Below are 16,466 nucleotides of genomic sequence, written 5' to 3'. Positions count from 1 at the left end.
GCCCGGCGTCATACGATCGTTCGCTCGGGGCGAATGGGGAGGGCTCAAACGGCCGCCCCACGGGCGTGGGGCGGCTACGAAAGATGTGACCGTCAACGGCCACATCGGCGTGCGATGGGCTTAGCTGCCGCTCGCGCTCGAAGAGGTCGAGCTGCTTTTCGATTCACTGCCGGACTTACCGGAGGCGCTATCGGACTTCTTCGACTCGCCGCCGGAGGCACCTGATGACGCGCCCGACTCACCCGATGCGCTCTTCGAGCCATTGCCCTCGGAGCTGGTCTGGCTATCGCTGCTCAGATTGCGGCGATTGTCGGATTTGAAGTCGGTCTCGTACCAGCCGCCGCCGGACAGACGGAACCCGGCCGCCGACATCTTGCGCTTGAGGCTGGCCTGGCCACAGGCCGGGCAATCCGTCAGCGGCGCATCGGACAGCTTCTGTAGTTTTTCCAGCGGCTCGCCGCAGTGCGTGCATACATATTCATAAATCGGCATTCGTTGACTCCCAACGCCAATCTCGGTTCGGAATGCGCTGTATTTTAGCCGACTGTGCGCCGGGCGCCAGCAGCAGCCGAGCGACCGATACCGTAATAGGCAAAGCCGGCACCGGCGACATACGACGGCTTGTAGATATTGCGCCCGTCGACCAGCACGGCCTGTTTCATGCGGCGCGACAACTCGTTGAAATCCGGGGAGCGGAAGATATGCCACTCGGTGACCAGCACCAGGGCATCCGCCCCGTCGGCAGCCGTCTCACCATCCTCGCAGAGCACCAGATCGTCGCGCTCGCCGTAGATACGCCGAGTCTCGGCCATGGCTTCGGGATCGAAGGCGCGCACTGTCGCGCCCGCCTGCCATAGCGATTCCATGAGCGTGCAGGCCGGCGCTTCACGCATGTCGTCGGTGTTCGGTTTGAAAGCCAAGCCCCAGAGCGCGACCGTCTTGCCGGCCAGATCGCCGTCGAAGTGCGTCGAAAGCTTGTCGAACAACACGCTTTTCTGGCGATTGTTGACCCGCTCGACGGCATTGATGATCTCGGTGTCGTAACCGATCTTGGCCGCGGTATGGGCCAGCGCGCGCACGTCTTTCGGAAAACAGGAACCACCGAAGCCGCAGCCCGGGTAGATGAAGTGATAACCGATGCGGTGATCGGCGCCGATCGCCTTACGCACCTGCTCGATATCGGCATCCAGCCGATCGGCCACCTGCGACAGCTCGTTCATCAGGCTGATCTTGGTCGCCAGCATGATGTTGGCCGCGTACTTGGTCAGCTCGGCCGAACGGATGTCCATGACCATGGTGCGATCATGCTGACGATTGAACGGCGCATACAGCGCACGCAGATGATCGGCGGCGCGTTCGTTGTCGACGCCCACGACCACCCGGTCGGGCTTCATGAAATCGTCGATCGCCGCGCCCTCTTTCAAGAACTCGGGATTGGAGGCCACATCGAACTCGACCGAGACTCCGCGCTCGCTGATCGACTGGCCAACCTGTTCGCGCACCTTGTCGGAGGTGCCCACCGGTACCGTCGACTTGGTGATCACCAGCCGATAGTCGTTCATGTGCTCGCCGATGGTCTGGGCGACCTTGAGCACATACTTCAGGTCAGCGCTGCCATCTTCATCCGGCGGCGTACCGACAGCAATGAACTGGAGCATGCCGTGCTCGATGGCTTCGACCGCGTCGGTGGTAAAACGCAGCCGGCCGGCTGCGACGTTGTCGTGCACCAGTGTTTCCAGGCCCGGCTCGTAGATCGGAATCTCGCCGCGGTTCAAACGCTCGATCTTGTCAGCGTCGATATCCACACAAACGACGTGGTTCCCGCTGTGCGCCAGACAGGCGCCGGTAACCAGCCCCACGTACCCGGTGCCGAAAATAGTGATGCGCATGAATGCCCCTGTTCGCTGGATGGCTAAACCGATGGTTCGCGATTATGCGTTGTTGATCGTCACGACGCGAACGCAGATACGATCCATAAAAAAAGGCCGCAAACCTGATGGCTTGCGGCCCTTGATGGCGTCCCCAAGGGGATTCGAACCCCTGTCGCTGCCGTGAAAGGGCAGTGTCCTAGGCCTCTAGACGATGGGGACTACTTTGGTGGAGCCAGGCGGGCTCGAACCGCCGACCTCAACACTGCCAGTGTTGCGCTCTCCCAGCTGAGCTATGGCCCCGTAATCATCTTGTGAGCGGCGCATTATAGGCATGCTTCCCGCCTTTGCCAATACCCTAAGGCATTTTTTTTTCGACAGCCGTTTTTAAAGCCGCGATAACGCGATCTTGATCGGCGTTATCAAGGTAAGGATGCATCGGAATACTGAGCACACGCTCAGCTGCTGCATCCGAGTTAATAAGCGTAGCATCCGAGTAAAGGGGCGGCTGACGGTTCAGTGGCACCGGATAATAGACTGCACTGGGAATGCCGGCCTCATTCAGCCGCCCGCGTACCGCCTCACGGTCATCAACCTGGATCGTGTACTGAGCATAGACGCTGGTCGCGCGCGCATCGAGCGTCGGCGTAGTCACATGATCCGATAGCGCCTCATCGTAGCGCGCGGCCACCCGGGCCCGACGGGCGACTTCGTCGTCGAACACATCGAGCTTGGCCAACAGGATGGCCGCCTGGATGGTATCGAGCCGGCCGTTGATCCCCAGCATCGGGTGGTAGTACGGCGCGGTCTGACCATGGTTGCGCAGCTGGCGCATTTTTTCGGCCAGCGCGGCGTCGGTGGTAAAGGCCGCCCCGCCGTCGCCGTAGCAACCGAGCGGTTTGGCCGGAAAGAACGAAGTCGCCGCTAGACGCGAAGCACCGCAGGAACGCTGGCCATCGAAAGTCGCCCCGAAACTCTGGGCGGCGTCTTCGATCACGGGAATCCCATGGCGTTCGCCGATTGCGTTGATCGCATGCATGTCCGCCATCTGACCAAACAGGCTGACCGGCAGGATCGCCTGGGTCCGCTCGGTAATGGCGGCCTCGATCTGCGCGGCATCGATGTTGTAGGTCGCCGGATCGATATCCACGAATACCGGAGTCGCCCCCAACAAGCCGATCATTTCGCCGGTGGCGATAAAGGTAAACGGCGTGGTGATCACCTCGTCGCCCAGGCCGATATCTAGCGCCATCATCGCCACCAACAGCGCATCGGTGCCGCTGGCCAGCGCGACGCAATGATCGACGCCGGCATAAGCTGCCAGACGTGCTTCTAGGGTCTCGATTTCCGGGCCATTAACATAGCGCCCGTGCTCGAGCACCGCATGGATACCGGCCTCTACCTCGGATTGAATAAGCTGATACTGCGCCTGGAGATCGATGAGCTGCATTGGGCCACCCCGCGTGCCGATTCTGTTGATCGACGCGGAGTCTAGCATCGCCCCGGCTGAACAAACGCGATATCCGTTGACCGCGCCCGATCTCGGGGATAGAATTTGCGCTGCTCGGGGCGGTTAGCTCAGTGGTAGAGCACTGCCTTCACACGGCAGGGGTCACTAGTTCGAATCTAGTACCGCCCACCATTCCCCTCTCTTTGCTAGACCGAGCGCATCGTAGCGGCGGTTGCGAGTTGATCGCGGAAATAGGCGATCGTACGCACCAACCCGTCGTCCAGATCGGTGCGCGGCGCCCAGCCGAGTTCGCGCTCCGCGCGCCCGATATCCGGGCAGCGCCGCACCGGATCCTGGGCCGGCAACGGCCGATATTCGATGCTCGAAGCCGAACCGGTCAGCGCGATGATTCGCTGGGCCAGATCGCGGATCGTGCATTCCACGGGATTGCCGATATTAATCGGCCCGGTCACCGCAGCCGGGGTCTCCATCAGCGCCAGCAGCCCCTCGACCATATCGTCGACATAGCAGAACGAACGGCTCTGATCGCCATTACCATACAGGGTGATCGGTTGGTTTTGCAGCGCCTGCATGATGAAGTTCGATACCACCCGGCCATCGCCCGGATGCATGCGCGGCCCATAGGTATTGAAGATCCGCGCGACCTTGATCTCGATGCCGTGCTGACGGTGGTAGTCGAAAAACAGGGTCTCGGCACAGCGCTTGCCTTCGTCGTAGCAGGCCCGAAAGCCGGTAACATCAACGTTGCCGCCGTAATCTTCGGTTTGCGGGTGCACGGTCGGGTCGCCATACACTTCGCTGGTCGAGGCCTGGAGAATCGGCGCGCCGGTGCGCTTGGCCAGGCCGAGCATGTGGATCGCGCCCTGCACACTGGTCTTGGTGGTCTGCACCGGATCCCGCTGGTAGTGCACGGGCGAAGCCGGACAGGCCAGGTTGAAGATCGCGTCGACTTCAACATACAGCGGGAAATTGACGTCGTGACGGGCGACCTCGAAACGCGGATTGCCGAGCAGGTGCGCGATATTGTCGATATTGCCGGTATAGAAATTGTCCGCGCAGATTACATCGCAATCGCGGACAAGCAGGCACTCGCAGATATGGGCACCGATGAAGCCGGCGCCGCCGGTGACCAGCACCACAGGACGCGACCGAGTCGAGGAACGAATCTGCATAAGACAATGGCTAAGCATGCAACAGCCGGCCAGCCTAGCCGGACTGAGGCCGGTTTGTCGCGAGGCTGTATTGGCTGTGTCACTCTGCGCAGCCAGCCACTTCGAGCCAGACCAGGGCCGCGATGCCGCCCACAGCCGATGCCCGTACCCCAATGAATGGCCGTCCAGGCCGGTTTTATGCGCTGATCGCCGGGGGCCTGCTCATCGCCCTGGCAGTCTTGCTGATTGCGACTGGCGACCCCTGGCTGAGCTGGAGCGGCGACAGTGCGATGTACCTGATGCATGCGCGCAATTTGGTCGAAGGCGCGGCCTATAACGCGACCGGCTATATACAGAATCCGAATGCCTATCTGGCGCCGCAGGCTTATCCGCCTGGTTTCCCGCTGGTTCTGGTACCGGTCTATGCATTGACCGGGCTGCATATCGGCGCTCTGAAGATCTATGCCACGCTGCTGTTCGTGCTGGCGATCGGCGCTTTCGCCGGTCTGGTCCGCCGCGACCTGGGCGCGATGCACCTCGGCAACTGGGCCTGGCTGGGCCTGATGCCGCTGATCGGCGCCAATCCATTGTTGTCGGGCTATGCCTGCAGTCTGTATTCAGACGGTTTTTTCCTGCTGACCGTGTATGCCGCACTGTGGGCTACTGAAGCCGTCTACCGGCGCTATGCGGCCCAGGCCCCGACCTTGGTTTTAGCTATTTTGGCCGGCGGGCTGATCGGTTTTTGTGCCATTACGCGCGTTTTCGGGCTGCTGCTGTTCGTCTCGATTGTGCTGTTCGAGCTGCTGCGTTATCAGCGCCCCACGCCGGCAGGTCTCCAGGTTCTTGTTTCCGGCATGGCGGTTTATGCGATCGCAACGGCCGCCATCGCGCGCGACAGCATCGCCATCGACAGCGGTAGCCATCAAGGGTACGGACACCTGCTGACCACCGATCTGCTCACGCACGCTACGCAGCTGCCGGCCACGATCTTCAATAATATCGTGGCCTACATCGAGTACAGCAGCCGCTATCTCATCCTTGAGCTGCCCTGGGGCGCACCGGCCCGGCTGACCAACTTCAGTCTCGCGATCACGCTCGCGGTGCTGCTACTCGGCCTGGTCGGCTATATCGCCTGCGTTCGGCGCCGACTGACCGTGCGCGACCTCTTTTGCGTGATCTATCTGCTCGGCTTACTGCCCTGGATGGCGACCAATGCCCGCTACCTGATGCCGGTGATCCCACTGTTGTTTTTCTATGTCGTCGTCGGCATACACGCACTCGCCCGTCGCCCTGGCCTGTTCACGGCAGTGCTGGGCATACTGCTCGTGATCTGCGCAGGCACCTATACCGGCCGCTATATCCGCTATGCCCATACCGATCTAGGCCAGGATCTGCGCGCGGCCAACAGCCAGCCGGCCGAGGCACTGTACGACTATATCCGCCGCCATACCGATCGCGACGCCGTATTCGTCTTCAGTCGCCCCCGGGTGCTGGCGCTGTTTACGCAGCGCTCGGCGGTGACATACCGAGACGCCATGAACCCGATGCCGCCGGACCCGCAGATGTTCGATCTCATGGACCGAACCCAGGCGAGCTATTTGCTGGACGCCGGGCTGGCCGACCATACGCAGGTCGCGGCCTTGGTGGCCCGCCACCCCGAGCGCCTGCGGTTGGTGTATCGCAGTGGGCCGTTCAGGCTTTATCGCCGCCTCGATACGACCGGGAGTTAACCCCATGTCAGCGCCGCCGATCAGCACCATCGTGGCCGTCCGACAAGGCATGGCCGATATTTTGGCCTGCCTCGAACCACTGGCGGCTATGCGCGAGCGAGGCGAGATCGCCGAAATCGTAGTGGTCGATGATGCCTCGAGCGACGATACCGCGCAGCGCGCCGAAGCCGGCGGCGCCGACCACGTCATCCGGCTCGAACATCGTGCAGGCCCCGGTGGCGCACGCAATCGCGGGGTGGCAGCCAGTCATGCTCCGCTACTGTGGTTCGTCGATGCCGATGTAGTGGTACATCACGACGCTGCCCGCCTACTGAGCCAGTCTTTCGAGGACGAGCGTATCGATGCGCTTTTCGGCGCCTATGGCGACCGACCAATGGCAGAGAATTTCTTGTCTCAGTACAAGAACCTGATCCACCACGACACGCATCAGCGCGCGGCCGGCCCAGCCACCACCTTCTGGACCGGTTGCGGGGCCGTGCGCCGCGAGGCCTTCGATGCGGTCGGCGGCTTCGACGCCGAGGGATATCGCGATGTCGGCATGGAGGATGTCGATTTCGGCTATCGACTCAATGCAGCCGGCTACCGGATCCAGCTGGATCCGAGCCTACAGGGCGAACACCGCAAACGTTGGACGCTGTTCAATCTACTGCGGGTCGAGATCCTGCACCGCGCCCTGCCCTGGTCCCGTCTGATGCTGTCGCACCCAGATACCGAGGCCACGCTCAATGTCGATCGCGGCGAACGCCGGCGTGCAGTGATCGCTGGCCTGGCCGTCATCGCGCTACTGGGGGCGGCTACGCCATGGGCCGGCTGGCCACTGGCGCTGGCCGCGGTCGCCCTCGTCGCCGGGGCCAATCGGCGATTGTTCAGTTTCTTTCGCGCCAAGCGCGGGCCATGGTTTGCTGTGCGCGCAGTGGCATTTCATCAGCTCTACTATCTCTATAGCGGCGCGACGTTTGTGTATGCCTGGCTCGAACAGCGGCTGCGCCGCGACTGATCAGCCGCGGCGCTTGCGGGCAACCAGTTCGCCCAGGTAACCGGCTGTGGTCGCGGCCTGGGAAACTGCCAGCAGAGCTGATTTACGCCAGGGCTGGCGTTCGCCGGCCGTGACGGGATACGCCACCAGCCCAGCATAGAACGATAGCCGCTCGAATCGTGACCCCGCCGTGCTAGCTGCAGTGCGCTGATCGTGCACTCGGACAGCGCCGCGCCCATAGTTGCGGTGCTGTCGCCAGAAGCCGCGTGCATCGAGTGTATGGAAATGATCGATGCGCGCGGCCGGCTCGAAAACGATCGCGCCGTCGGCGTCTCGCCAGCGATCGCAGAAGTCACGATCCTCACCCGCTGCCAGTGGAAAGTGCTCGTCGAAACCACCGATAGCCAGAAATCCGGCTCGCGACAGCGCCATATTGTTGCTGGTGATGAAATCGAGCCGGCCGGCAACGCCCTGGCCGCGGGCATAGAGATAATCCACCAGCAGCTGGCTGGACTCGGAAAACAGGTTGTCGCTCAATCCATTGTCAGTTTGTCCGCCGATCATGGCCTGGGGATCGACGGCCGCCGCCGCGGCCAGCTGCACCAGCCATTCGGCATGCGGGCGACAATCGTCATCGGTCAGGGCAATCCATTCGCCGCGGGCCTGTGCGACACCGAAATTGCGCGCGCTGGCGGGGCCACCATTGGTCTTGCGATAAAGCTTCAGGTCGAGCCGGCCCATGAACGGCTCGACGATCGTATCCAAGGGCTCCGGCCCGCCGTCGTCGACCAGGACGACTTCGAAGCCACCCGTCGGCGCCTGCATGACGCATAACGCATCGAGCAGCCCAGGCAATGCTGCGCCACGGCCATAGGTCGGCACGACGATCGACCAGTGCGGTGTCTGTCTCGTCATCGGCCACCTCGTTCAACCTGTACTTGTTCATAGAGTGCGCCATAGCGTTCAGCCAGGGCCAGCCAGTCCGGCTGGGCCAGTGCCCACTCGCGGGCCCGGCGCGCGGCCTTGGCGCGCTGTGTGTCATCTCTGGCGAAATCGCAGATGGCCTGGGCCAGTGCCACCGGATCATCCGGCGGGATCGACCGACCGCCGCCTCCGGCCAGAATATCCGGAATATCGCCCAGTGCGCTGCCGACCGCGGGCACGCCACAAGCCATAGCCTCTACCAGCTTGATCGGGCTGGCATGACGGGTCACCGCGGCCTCGCGGCGCGGGACCACGAACAGATCAAATAAATTCAGATAGGCCGGTACGGCCTCGGCAGCCACCCGGCCGACAAAACGAACCGGCAAGCCACGCGCCTCGGCCTGTCGAGCCAGCGCTTCATACTGGGTGCCACCACCGACGAGCACGACACACAGTCCAGGCAGGCGCGGGGACAGGCGTGCTATAGCCTCGAGCAGCACATCCAGTCCTTCGTAACGCAGCATATTGGTGGTCGAACCGACCACGAATGCCGCTTCCAGGCCCAGCGAGGCGCGCAGGCCGGCCGCGGCCTGCGGATCCGGCTGGAAGCGTTCGGTATCTACGGCGTTAGGCATAACCTCGACCGGGGCCTTGCGCAGAGGTTGGCTGCAGCTTATGAGCCGGGCCAAAGAATGGCTGGCCGCCACGATCGCATCGGCACCGAGCAGGTAGCGATCAAAACGCGTACGCAGCAGGGTTTCCAGACCCGGAACGGGACGCCGGATGGTCTCGCTCATCATTGCGCCGGCCAGATCGAAGCGTACTTCGCCGACCAGCGCGCAGCCGGTACGCTCGGCAGCCCGACGCGCAGCCGCGCCAATGGCCGAGGACCAATGGCAATGGATGATATCGATCTGCCACTCGTGGCAGGTAGCCACGATGGCATCGGCCAGCACCCCGGCCGAGATCTGATAGGGCCGCAGACGTCGCACACCGCGCTCGAAGCGCGACGGCGCTACCACCCGCGCGCTATCGACAGCCGCGCCCGCGGGCATTTCAGCCGTTTGATGGCCGTATGTCATCTGTCGCGAACTGACCAGCACATAGGGCTCACAGACCCCGGTTGCAGCCTGGGCCGCGACGATCTGCCAGCCGCGGCGGGTATAGCCGCTGGAGACCGGCGCCCAGGTCTCGACGACATGCAACACACGCGGTCGCGGACCGGGTACCGACCCGGCGCGCGGGAGCGCCGCATCGCGCCGGGCCGCAGACGATTCTGGAACGAAAGACATGCTCATGATCGTGGTCTTGTACGGACTGCAGGCGCTGTGTGCAACACGCGCCGCAGCCGGTCGGGCCATGGCCGTTACACTGGGGCGATCGAACATCGTCGACAACGGGCACGGCCGGTTCGCATCCCGCGCCGCAGCGGTGTACCGCGGCTGCCGCGCCCCCAGCGTGAACTGATGGGCCCACTATGGTTGCCCTTGGCCTGCGCTTGGTCGATCGATATCGCGTTCGCTCATCTGAACAAGCGCCTTATCCAGCCCTAGCTATGTAATCTATGCCCGATATCCGCCGTATCTATCGTGCTGCCAGTGCTACGGCCGGCCTGGAAGTCATCGGCATGGGCCTGGGTTATCTCAGCCAGATCGCGCTGGCCCGCTGGCTCGGGGCCGACGAGTTCGGTGTCTTTTCATTCGTGAGCGCTCTAGTACTGCTGCTTGCGATACCCGCCCAGCTTGGACTGTCGGTACTGGTGCTGCGCGATGCTTCGGCTGCGCGCATCGATACCGAGCCGGCGTTGGCAGCCGGTTTACTGCGCCGGGCTTATCAAATCGCGCTTTCGGCTTCGCTGTTGCTGCTAGGGCTCGGCTGCCTCGCAGATCGCGTCCTGCCCGATCCGTCGGTCTACCGGGGAGCGCTTGCGCTGGGTCTGCTGGCCCTGCCGTTTTGGGTCGCCAGCACCCTGAGCATCGGCGTCGGGCGAGCGTTCGGCCGGGTAATCCTCGTCAAGGGGCTGTTCGATATCGGGCGCCCGCTCGGTCTGTTGCTCGGTATCGCCATCGCTTTGGCCTCGGGTATCACCGCCAGTGCGAACGCCGCGCTGATCCTGTTTACCGCTACCGCGGGCGGCGTGGCGCTGTTGCAGCTGCTGCGCCTGAAACACGTCGCTCCCAACATTTTGCGCGCTGTGACGCCGCACTTCGAAACCCGGTACTGGCTTGGCGCCTCGATCCCGTTCGCGTTGGTCGCGGCCATCGACGTCCTCATGCGCCAGACCGATCTGCTGATGGTCGGCGGGCTGCTGCCGCCGGCCGAGGTCGGGCGCTATGCCGTTGCCTCGCGTATGGCCACCCTGGTCACGTTATCGCTGCTCGGCATCAACATGCTCGCGGCCTCAGCCTATGCCGATCTACACCGGCAAGGCGATATCCAGGCCATGCAGCGGCTGGCGCGACGACTGGCGCACGGCATGTTCTGGCCAGCGCTTGCGATCGCGCTCGGCCTAGCGCTGGCCGGCCCCTGGCTTTTAGGCTGGTTTGGCCCTGGATTCCAGGCTGCCTACGCTCCGATGTTGATTCTAATCATCGGCGGGTTGATCAATGTCGGCGCCGGCTCGGTTGGTTACCTGGCCAACATGACCGGTCAGCATTGGAGCGCAGTCCGCATCCAAGGGGCCTCGGTGGCCCTAAATATCGGACTCAACGCGCTGCTGATCCCGCGCTTCGGTTTGATCGGCGCTGCGATCGCTACGACGACCAGCACGGCATTGGCCAACATCGGCCTACATGTCGTCGTGGCGCGTCGGCTCGGGGTCAAGGCCGCGATCATTCATGCCTGGCCTGTGGCGTGAGATCACCGCCAGCCGCGACAACGGCTCGGCCCATCGCGCAGCCAATCATGGTCAAGCCACGGCTTCGTGCCATATTCTGCAGGGCTTATCGTTCATTCAGGCGCGACCGGTATCGCCGATACGGTGCGCCGCCAATCAGCCCGCTTTATGTCCGAACGGCCGCCCGCCAACTCTTTGCCGGTGCAGCGCGTGCTGCATGTCGTGAACTACGGCTGGCCGTATATCGATGGCTATACCGTGCGCAGCAGCGGGCTGATCACCGCCCAGCAGCGCCATCTGGGGCTCGAGGTTGCGGTCGCGGTATCGCCGTTCGTGCCTTTGACCGGGGCACAGGACCCAGACTTCGATACCTCGGCCTGGCACCAAGACGCCCAGATCGAGGCCCGACGCTACGGTGAGACTTCGGGCATTGGCGCCTCGCTGCGCCGCCTGGAACGCCCGGGGCTGCGGCTCGCCCCGGCCACGCGGCGCGAATTCCGGGACGAACTGACCAGCATCGTCCGGCGGCTGGCTCCGGATGTCATCCATGCGCACCACCCGCATTACGTCGGCGCGGTCGCACTGGAAGTGGCACGCGATTTCGGCCTGCCCTGTGTTTATGAGCTGCGCTGTTTCAACGGCGATTACGACCTAGGCCGGCGCGATCCTTATGCTCGCCTGCGCGGTCGACTGTTCAATCGCCACGAGGCCCGTCTATGCCAAGCCGCCGATGCCGTGGTCACGATCTCGGATGGCTTGGCCCGACGGATCGTCGCCAATGGCGCAGCCGCTGCGCAGGTCCATGTCGTGCGCAACAGCTTCGATGGCGATCGATTTGCTATCGCTTCATCGCCGCGGGATGACAGCGCGCTGCGCCCGGTCCGACGTATCGGCTATGCCTGCACCTTCGCCGAAATGGAAGGTCTGGATCTTCTAGTCGATGCAGTAGCGGCCCTGCCCGAGGATCTACGCGACCGGCTGAAGGTCGTGCTGGCCGGCGACGGCGCCGACTACGAGCGGATCGCCACGCGAGTCGCCGAGCGTGGCCTGCGCGAGACGATCGAGCTGCCCGGCTTCGTACCCTATAGCGAGATGCCCGAGTTCTATGCGAACTTGGATCTGTTTGTCATCCCGCGCCGGCCAAGCCCGGTCACGACCGATACCACGCCGCTTAAGCCATTGGAGGCTCGCGCTGCCGGCATCCCGTTGTTGGCTTCGGATCTGCCGGCACTCAAGGAGTTGCTTGGCCCTGATGCCGAAGATGTTGCCTATGTCACGCCCGACGCCGAGTCGTTTGCCTCGGCGCTGTCTGATTTTCTGACACATCCCTGGGCAGGCATCAGCCAGGCCGATGACAGCCGCAGCTGGAAAAACGAAGTCGAGCGCTATCGAGCCGTCTACGCCGGAGTGGCCAGCCAGGCCAGCCGCGCGAGCGCGGCATCGCCCCAGCGCCTGCCCGTGCTCGAAACCGCAACACGCAGCTCACGACGTCTGCTACGGCGGGCCGTGGATACCGGCGCCCCGGGCCTGACGCCGCTCGATACCCACGTCGTGATCTGCGGCTTCCCGCGTACCGGTTCGACGCTGCTACAGCTGATGATCGAAGCCTGCGTGGCAGATGTACGTACCTTCGACGGCGAGCTCGAAGGTCTCTGGGCTGCCCGCTATGCCGTTCGCAACCATCACTATATGGTCAGCAAATATCCGCGCGATATCACCGCTATCGACGCGCTGCGCGCTCACTACCGCGAACGTACCGGTCAAGTGCATTTCGTCGTGATGCTGCGGGATCCGCGGGCGATACTGACCTCTGCACACCAGGCTTATCCGAGCAGCCAGGGCTACTATGTGGATTTCGAGCGCTGGCAGACCATCTACGAACACGTGCGCGCGCTCGACACGGGCCCGGATGTAACGTTCATCCGCTACGAAGATCTGGTGACCGATCCGGACCGTGTTCAGGCTGCCCTCGCCGAAGCCATTGGCTGGCAGGATAAGCACGAATTCTCGCGCTACGACGACCGGGTGCGGGCAACCGGCCGCAGCCGCGACTCCATGACCGAAGGCGCGCTGGGCGGCCTGCGCGCGGTTGAGAGAGGCCGCTCATCGCCCTGGCTCGACCCCGAACATACCGAGCGCATGCAGGCCATGCTGGAGTCGATTCCGGAGATGCCGGAGTATCTCATCGAGCTCGGGTACGAGCCCAATCGGGTGTGGGTCAATGATTTCGTCTAGCCCGAGCCTGCCGCCGCTATTTCGTGCCGCCCCCCAGCAGGCACCGGCCATTCCGTTGTTCGACGTACATGCCAACCTCGGGGTCACCGATACCGACGGCATCGGCTATGGCCGGCTTACGGCCGATGAATACCTTGGTCTGATGGACGACGCCGGGGTACACCGGGTATGTGCCTTTCCACCGTTGATGGCCAACTATGACCGGGCCAATATCGCGCTGCGCGACTGGGCGATGCGCCAAAGCGCCTGCGTGCTGCCATTCGCCCGTCTCGGTGGTCCCGGCGGGCCGCGGCCGATCCGCCAGTTCTGGCAGGCTCGCCGGGCCGTACGCGCCCGCCTGCTTCGCGAGCCTGGACCTGCCATCGATCTCGATGGTTTCGCCGGAATCAAGCTGATTCCGCATCTGAGCGGCTTGCCCGAAGCAGCGATATTCGAGGCCATCAACCAACGCGGGTTGCCGGTGCTCGTACATGCCGGCCAGCATAGCCCGCCGAGCTGGATCGCCCGCCGGCTGCTGCCACGTCTATGCACCCCGGTCATACTCGCGCATCTGGGCGCCTATCCGACCGAAGCCGACCTATTGGCCGAGGCGGTCGATCTTGCCGCCCGCGAGCCCCAAATCCACCTCGATACGTCGGGCGTCTGGGTATCGGAATTCTTGAGATTCGCTGCCCAACGGGTGCCACATAAACTGTTGTTCGGCTCCGATGCGCCGCTCGCCCACCCCCGGGTCGCCTGGCTACAGCTGGCCACCGCAGTTCGCGACGATCGCCAACTCGAAGCCATCGGCCGGCTCAACGCCGAGCGTCTGTTCGCGCCCTGGATCGAACGTAGACCGCAGCATGCCTGAACGGATTTTCCAAACGCACCCGGCGCCCGAATTCGCTTTGACCGACTGTCATGTGCATATCGGTGCCAGCGATACCGGCGAGATTTTCTATCCGGAACTGACGGTCGCCGAATACCAGTCGTTGATGGCGGCCAGCGGCATCGAGCGGGCCTGTATCTTCGCGCCGCTGCGAGCCGACGGTTATCGTCAAGCCAATCAGGCGCTGGCCGCAACCGCTGCACAAAGCGATCGCACCCTGTTGGCCTTTGCGCGGCTATCCAGCCGCGCTATTCCACTCACCGAGCCCGCGCCCTGGCTGGCCCGGCGCAAGATCCGGCGCCGCTTGAGCCGTCGCCCTCCGGATCTGGCTGACCCGGCAGAGTTGGATGGCTTCGATGGGGTCAAGTTGTTGCCACATATGGACGGCGTGCCGAATCGCGACACACTCGCTGCGATCGATGAACGCCGTCTGCCGCTGCTGGTTCACGGCGGCGATTTCTGTGGCCCGGCCTGGATCGAAAAACACCTGATCGCGCATACCCGGGGGCCAGTGATCATTGCCCATCTCGGCTGCTTCCCTTGTGCGGAACACCATTTGCGCGACGCGATCGCCGTAGCAGCCCGGCACGACCACGTCTATTTGGATACTTCGGGGGCCTGGCATACCGAATATCTGCGCTATGCAGTCGCACACATACCCGAGCGCATCGTATTTGGTTCCGATGCCCCGCTGATGCACCCCTGGGTCGGCTGGCAGCATGTCACTCGGGCCGTGCGCGACGATAAGCTGCTGGAGCACATCGGGCGTGGCGCGGCGGCCGAGATTTTCGGCCCTTTGACCACATGAGCATGCTCCCGTAGCCTGCCATTCAGCCGAGGGGGGCTGGCCAGAGCGAACTCTTTTCATCGATCTGGCTGTGCTGGTCCGACTCCTCGTTTTTCTTCTATTTCGGTGAGTCTTATGAGCGACGATTCACAGTCGCAACGCCATATCGTCGTTCTCGGCGCCGGCCCGGCTGGTCTGGCCTGTGCCCACGAACTGAGCCGCCTGGGCGCTCGGGTCACCGTGGTCGAGCGCAACAGTTATGTCGGCGGCCTGTGCCGAACCGTGAATTACAAGGGTTATCGGTTTGATCTGGGCGGACACCGGTGGTTTTCCAAGAATCCGGATCTGAACAATTGGTTCAAGCGCCTGATGGCCGGCGAGCTGGTCGATGTCGATCGCATCAGCCGGGTGTTCTATCAGGGAACTTTCTACGATTACCCGATTCGCCCGCTCGACGTAATCGACAAAACCGCTACCACGACCCTGGCGGTCGCCGGTCTCAGCTATGCCAAGGCCTCGATCGAGTATAGCCTGCTCCGCAAGCCGATCCGGCATATCGAAGATGCATTCACCGCTCAGTTCGGCGGCAAGCTTTTCGATATGTTCTTTCGCCAGTACACGGAAAAAGTTTGGGGCCGCTCCTGTCGCGAATTATCCGCCGATTGGGTCAGTCAACGCAGCAAGGGCCTATCGATCCGGCGGTTAGCGCGCGAGGCCGTCCAACGCGGCTCGACTGACAATACCAGCCTGATCGAGCAATTCATGTACCCGCGCTACGGGTATATGCGCATCGCCGAGCGTCTGGCCGAAGATGTCCAAGACTTCGGCAATACCGTGCTGTTGAACGCATCGGTTACCGGCATCGACTATCAAGGTTCGCACGACTATCGCGTACACTATCGCGATAGCGAGGGGGCACAGTCGCTCGCAGCCACCGATGTGGTATCCACGATCCCACTTGGGTTGCTGACCCAGATGATCACACCGGCCTGCGACCCGGTTGTGCGCAAAGCCGCCAACGGGCTGACGTTTCGCGACCTGATCACCGTGAATCTAATTGTCGACCGCGAGCAGGTCTCGCCGGATACCTGGCTGTATGTCCAGAATCGCGACATCGTGTTCGGGCGCATCCACGAGCCGAAAAACTGGAGCCCGGACATGGTGCCGGACACCGGCCGGACATCGCTGGTTCTGGAATGCTTTTGTTTTCGCGACGATGCGCTATGGCAGTCGAGTGACGACGAAATCGCCCAGCGCTGTATTGCCGATCTCGCCGACCAGCTCGGGTTCGTCCACGCCGACGATGTGATCGACTGGACCGTGGTCCGAGCCCCGAACGCCTATCCAATATACGACCTGGAATATGCCGACAAGATCGCAGCGATTCGTGGCTATCTCGACGCATTCGAAGGACTCGAAATTGCTGGGCGCGGCGGCACGTTTCGCTACAACAATGCCGACCACTCGATCGAAATGGGCCTGCTGTTGGGGCAACGCCTGCTCGACCTCGGCGGCGATCATATGGCCGTCAACACCGAATCGGGTTATCAGGAACAGGCGACCCGCGACGAAATGGCGGCCCGTCCCAGTTTGAGCGACTCGCAAAGCGCCTGAGCCACC

13 protein-coding genes and 3 tRNA genes are annotated in these 16,466 nt (G+C 63.0%); 8 read left to right on the top strand and 8 right to left on the bottom strand.

The genetic code is table 11. The features are described 5' to 3' along the window. Positions 1–120 precede the first annotated feature (120 nt). The 5 genes from V5738_RS05925 to V5738_RS05905 all read right to left on the bottom strand — a co-directional run bounded on the left by V5738_RS05925 (position 121) and on the right by V5738_RS05905 (position 3,318). On the bottom strand, positions 121–492 hold the full coding sequence (locus V5738_RS05925; RefSeq protein ID WP_423823491.1) for an FmdB family zinc ribbon protein: 372 nt from the start codon (positions 490–492) through the stop codon (positions 121–123). Between the two features lie 44 nt (positions 493–536). Beyond that, the gene (locus V5738_RS05920) at positions 537–1,889 is read right to left on the bottom strand and encodes a UDP-glucose dehydrogenase family protein (RefSeq protein ID WP_423823490.1); all 1,353 of its coding nucleotides are present in this window, start codon (positions 1,887–1,889) and stop codon (positions 537–539) included. 125 nt (positions 1,890–2,014) lie between these two features. Next, positions 2,015–2,090 (bottom strand) — tRNA-Glu (locus V5738_RS05915). A 5-nt stretch (positions 2,091–2,095) separates the two neighbouring features. Then, positions 2,096–2,171, bottom strand: a tRNA-Ala gene (locus tag V5738_RS05910). A gap of 55 nt (positions 2,172–2,226) precedes the next feature. Beyond that, positions 2,227–3,318, bottom strand: coding sequence for a DegT/DnrJ/EryC1/StrS family aminotransferase (locus V5738_RS05905; protein WP_423823489.1), 1,092 nt, complete (start codon positions 3,316–3,318; stop codon positions 2,227–2,229). Between the two features lie 117 nt (positions 3,319–3,435). Here V5738_RS05905 and V5738_RS05900 point away from each other — a divergent pair. Beyond that, positions 3,436–3,510, top strand: a tRNA-Val gene (locus V5738_RS05900). Between the two features lie 14 nt (positions 3,511–3,524). Here V5738_RS05900 and V5738_RS05895 read toward each other — a convergent pair. Continuing rightward, positions 3,525–4,511, bottom strand: a complete 987-nt coding sequence (locus V5738_RS05895; RefSeq protein WP_423823488.1) for a UDP-glucuronic acid decarboxylase family protein — start codon at positions 4,509–4,511, stop codon at positions 3,525–3,527. 152 nt (positions 4,512–4,663) lie between these two features. Between V5738_RS05895 and V5738_RS05890 the strand changes: the two genes are divergently transcribed. Together V5738_RS05890 and V5738_RS05885 are read left to right on the top strand one after the other, a co-directional pair. Next, positions 4,664–6,220 (top strand): hypothetical protein, encoded by a 1,557-nt coding sequence (locus V5738_RS05890; protein ID WP_423823487.1) that lies wholly within the window; start codon positions 4,664–4,666, stop codon positions 6,218–6,220. 4 nt (positions 6,221–6,224) lie between these two features. Beyond that, a complete protein-coding gene (locus V5738_RS05885) occupies positions 6,225–7,217 on the top strand; it encodes a glycosyltransferase (RefSeq protein WP_423823486.1) in 993 nt (330 codons plus the stop codon). Here V5738_RS05885 and V5738_RS05880 read toward each other — a convergent pair whose 3' ends face one another. Then, positions 7,218–8,111, bottom strand: coding sequence for a glycosyltransferase family 2 protein (locus tag V5738_RS05880; protein WP_423823485.1), 894 nt, complete (start codon positions 8,109–8,111; stop codon positions 7,218–7,220). Further along, positions 8,108–9,418, bottom strand: coding sequence for a glycosyltransferase family 4 protein (locus tag V5738_RS05875; RefSeq protein ID WP_423823484.1), 1,311 nt, complete (start codon positions 9,416–9,418; stop codon positions 8,108–8,110). Before V5738_RS05875 ends, V5738_RS05880 begins: the two co-directional genes overlap by 4 nt. A 266-nt stretch (positions 9,419–9,684) precedes the next feature. Between V5738_RS05875 and V5738_RS05870 the strand changes: the two genes are divergently transcribed. The 5 genes from V5738_RS05870 (at position 9,685) to V5738_RS05850 (ending at position 16,460) form a co-directional block, all read left to right on the top strand. Beyond that, entirely contained in the window at positions 9,685–10,977 is a 1,293-nt protein-coding gene (locus tag V5738_RS05870; protein ID WP_423823483.1) for a polysaccharide biosynthesis C-terminal domain-containing protein, read from the top strand. A 147-nt stretch (positions 10,978–11,124) separates the two neighbouring features. Beyond that, positions 11,125–13,191, top strand: a complete 2,067-nt coding sequence (locus V5738_RS05865; protein WP_423823482.1) for a glycosyltransferase — start codon at positions 11,125–11,127, stop codon at positions 13,189–13,191. Then, positions 13,178–14,041 (top strand): amidohydrolase family protein, encoded by an 864-nt coding sequence (locus V5738_RS05860; RefSeq protein ID WP_423823481.1) that lies wholly within the window; start codon positions 13,178–13,180, stop codon positions 14,039–14,041. Before V5738_RS05865 ends, V5738_RS05860 begins: the two co-directional genes overlap by 14 nt. Then, positions 14,034–14,867, top strand: a complete 834-nt coding sequence (locus V5738_RS05855) for an amidohydrolase family protein (RefSeq protein ID WP_423823480.1) — start codon at positions 14,034–14,036, stop codon at positions 14,865–14,867. The genes V5738_RS05860 and V5738_RS05855 overlap by 8 nt, the downstream gene beginning before the upstream one ends. 114 nt (positions 14,868–14,981) lie before the next feature. After that, on the top strand, positions 14,982–16,460 hold the full coding sequence (locus V5738_RS05850) for an FAD-dependent oxidoreductase (RefSeq protein WP_423823479.1): 1,479 nt from the start codon (positions 14,982–14,984) through the stop codon (positions 16,458–16,460). Positions 16,461–16,466 lie beyond the last annotated feature (6 nt).

The sequence above is a fragment of the Salinisphaera sp. SPP-AMP-43 genome (genome assembly GCF_049568105.1).
Classification (GTDB): Bacteria; Pseudomonadota; Gammaproteobacteria; order Nevskiales; family Salinisphaeraceae; genus Salinisphaera.
Note: the sequence above shows the minus strand (reverse complement) of the source record. Positions and strands in the feature narration are given on the sequence as shown.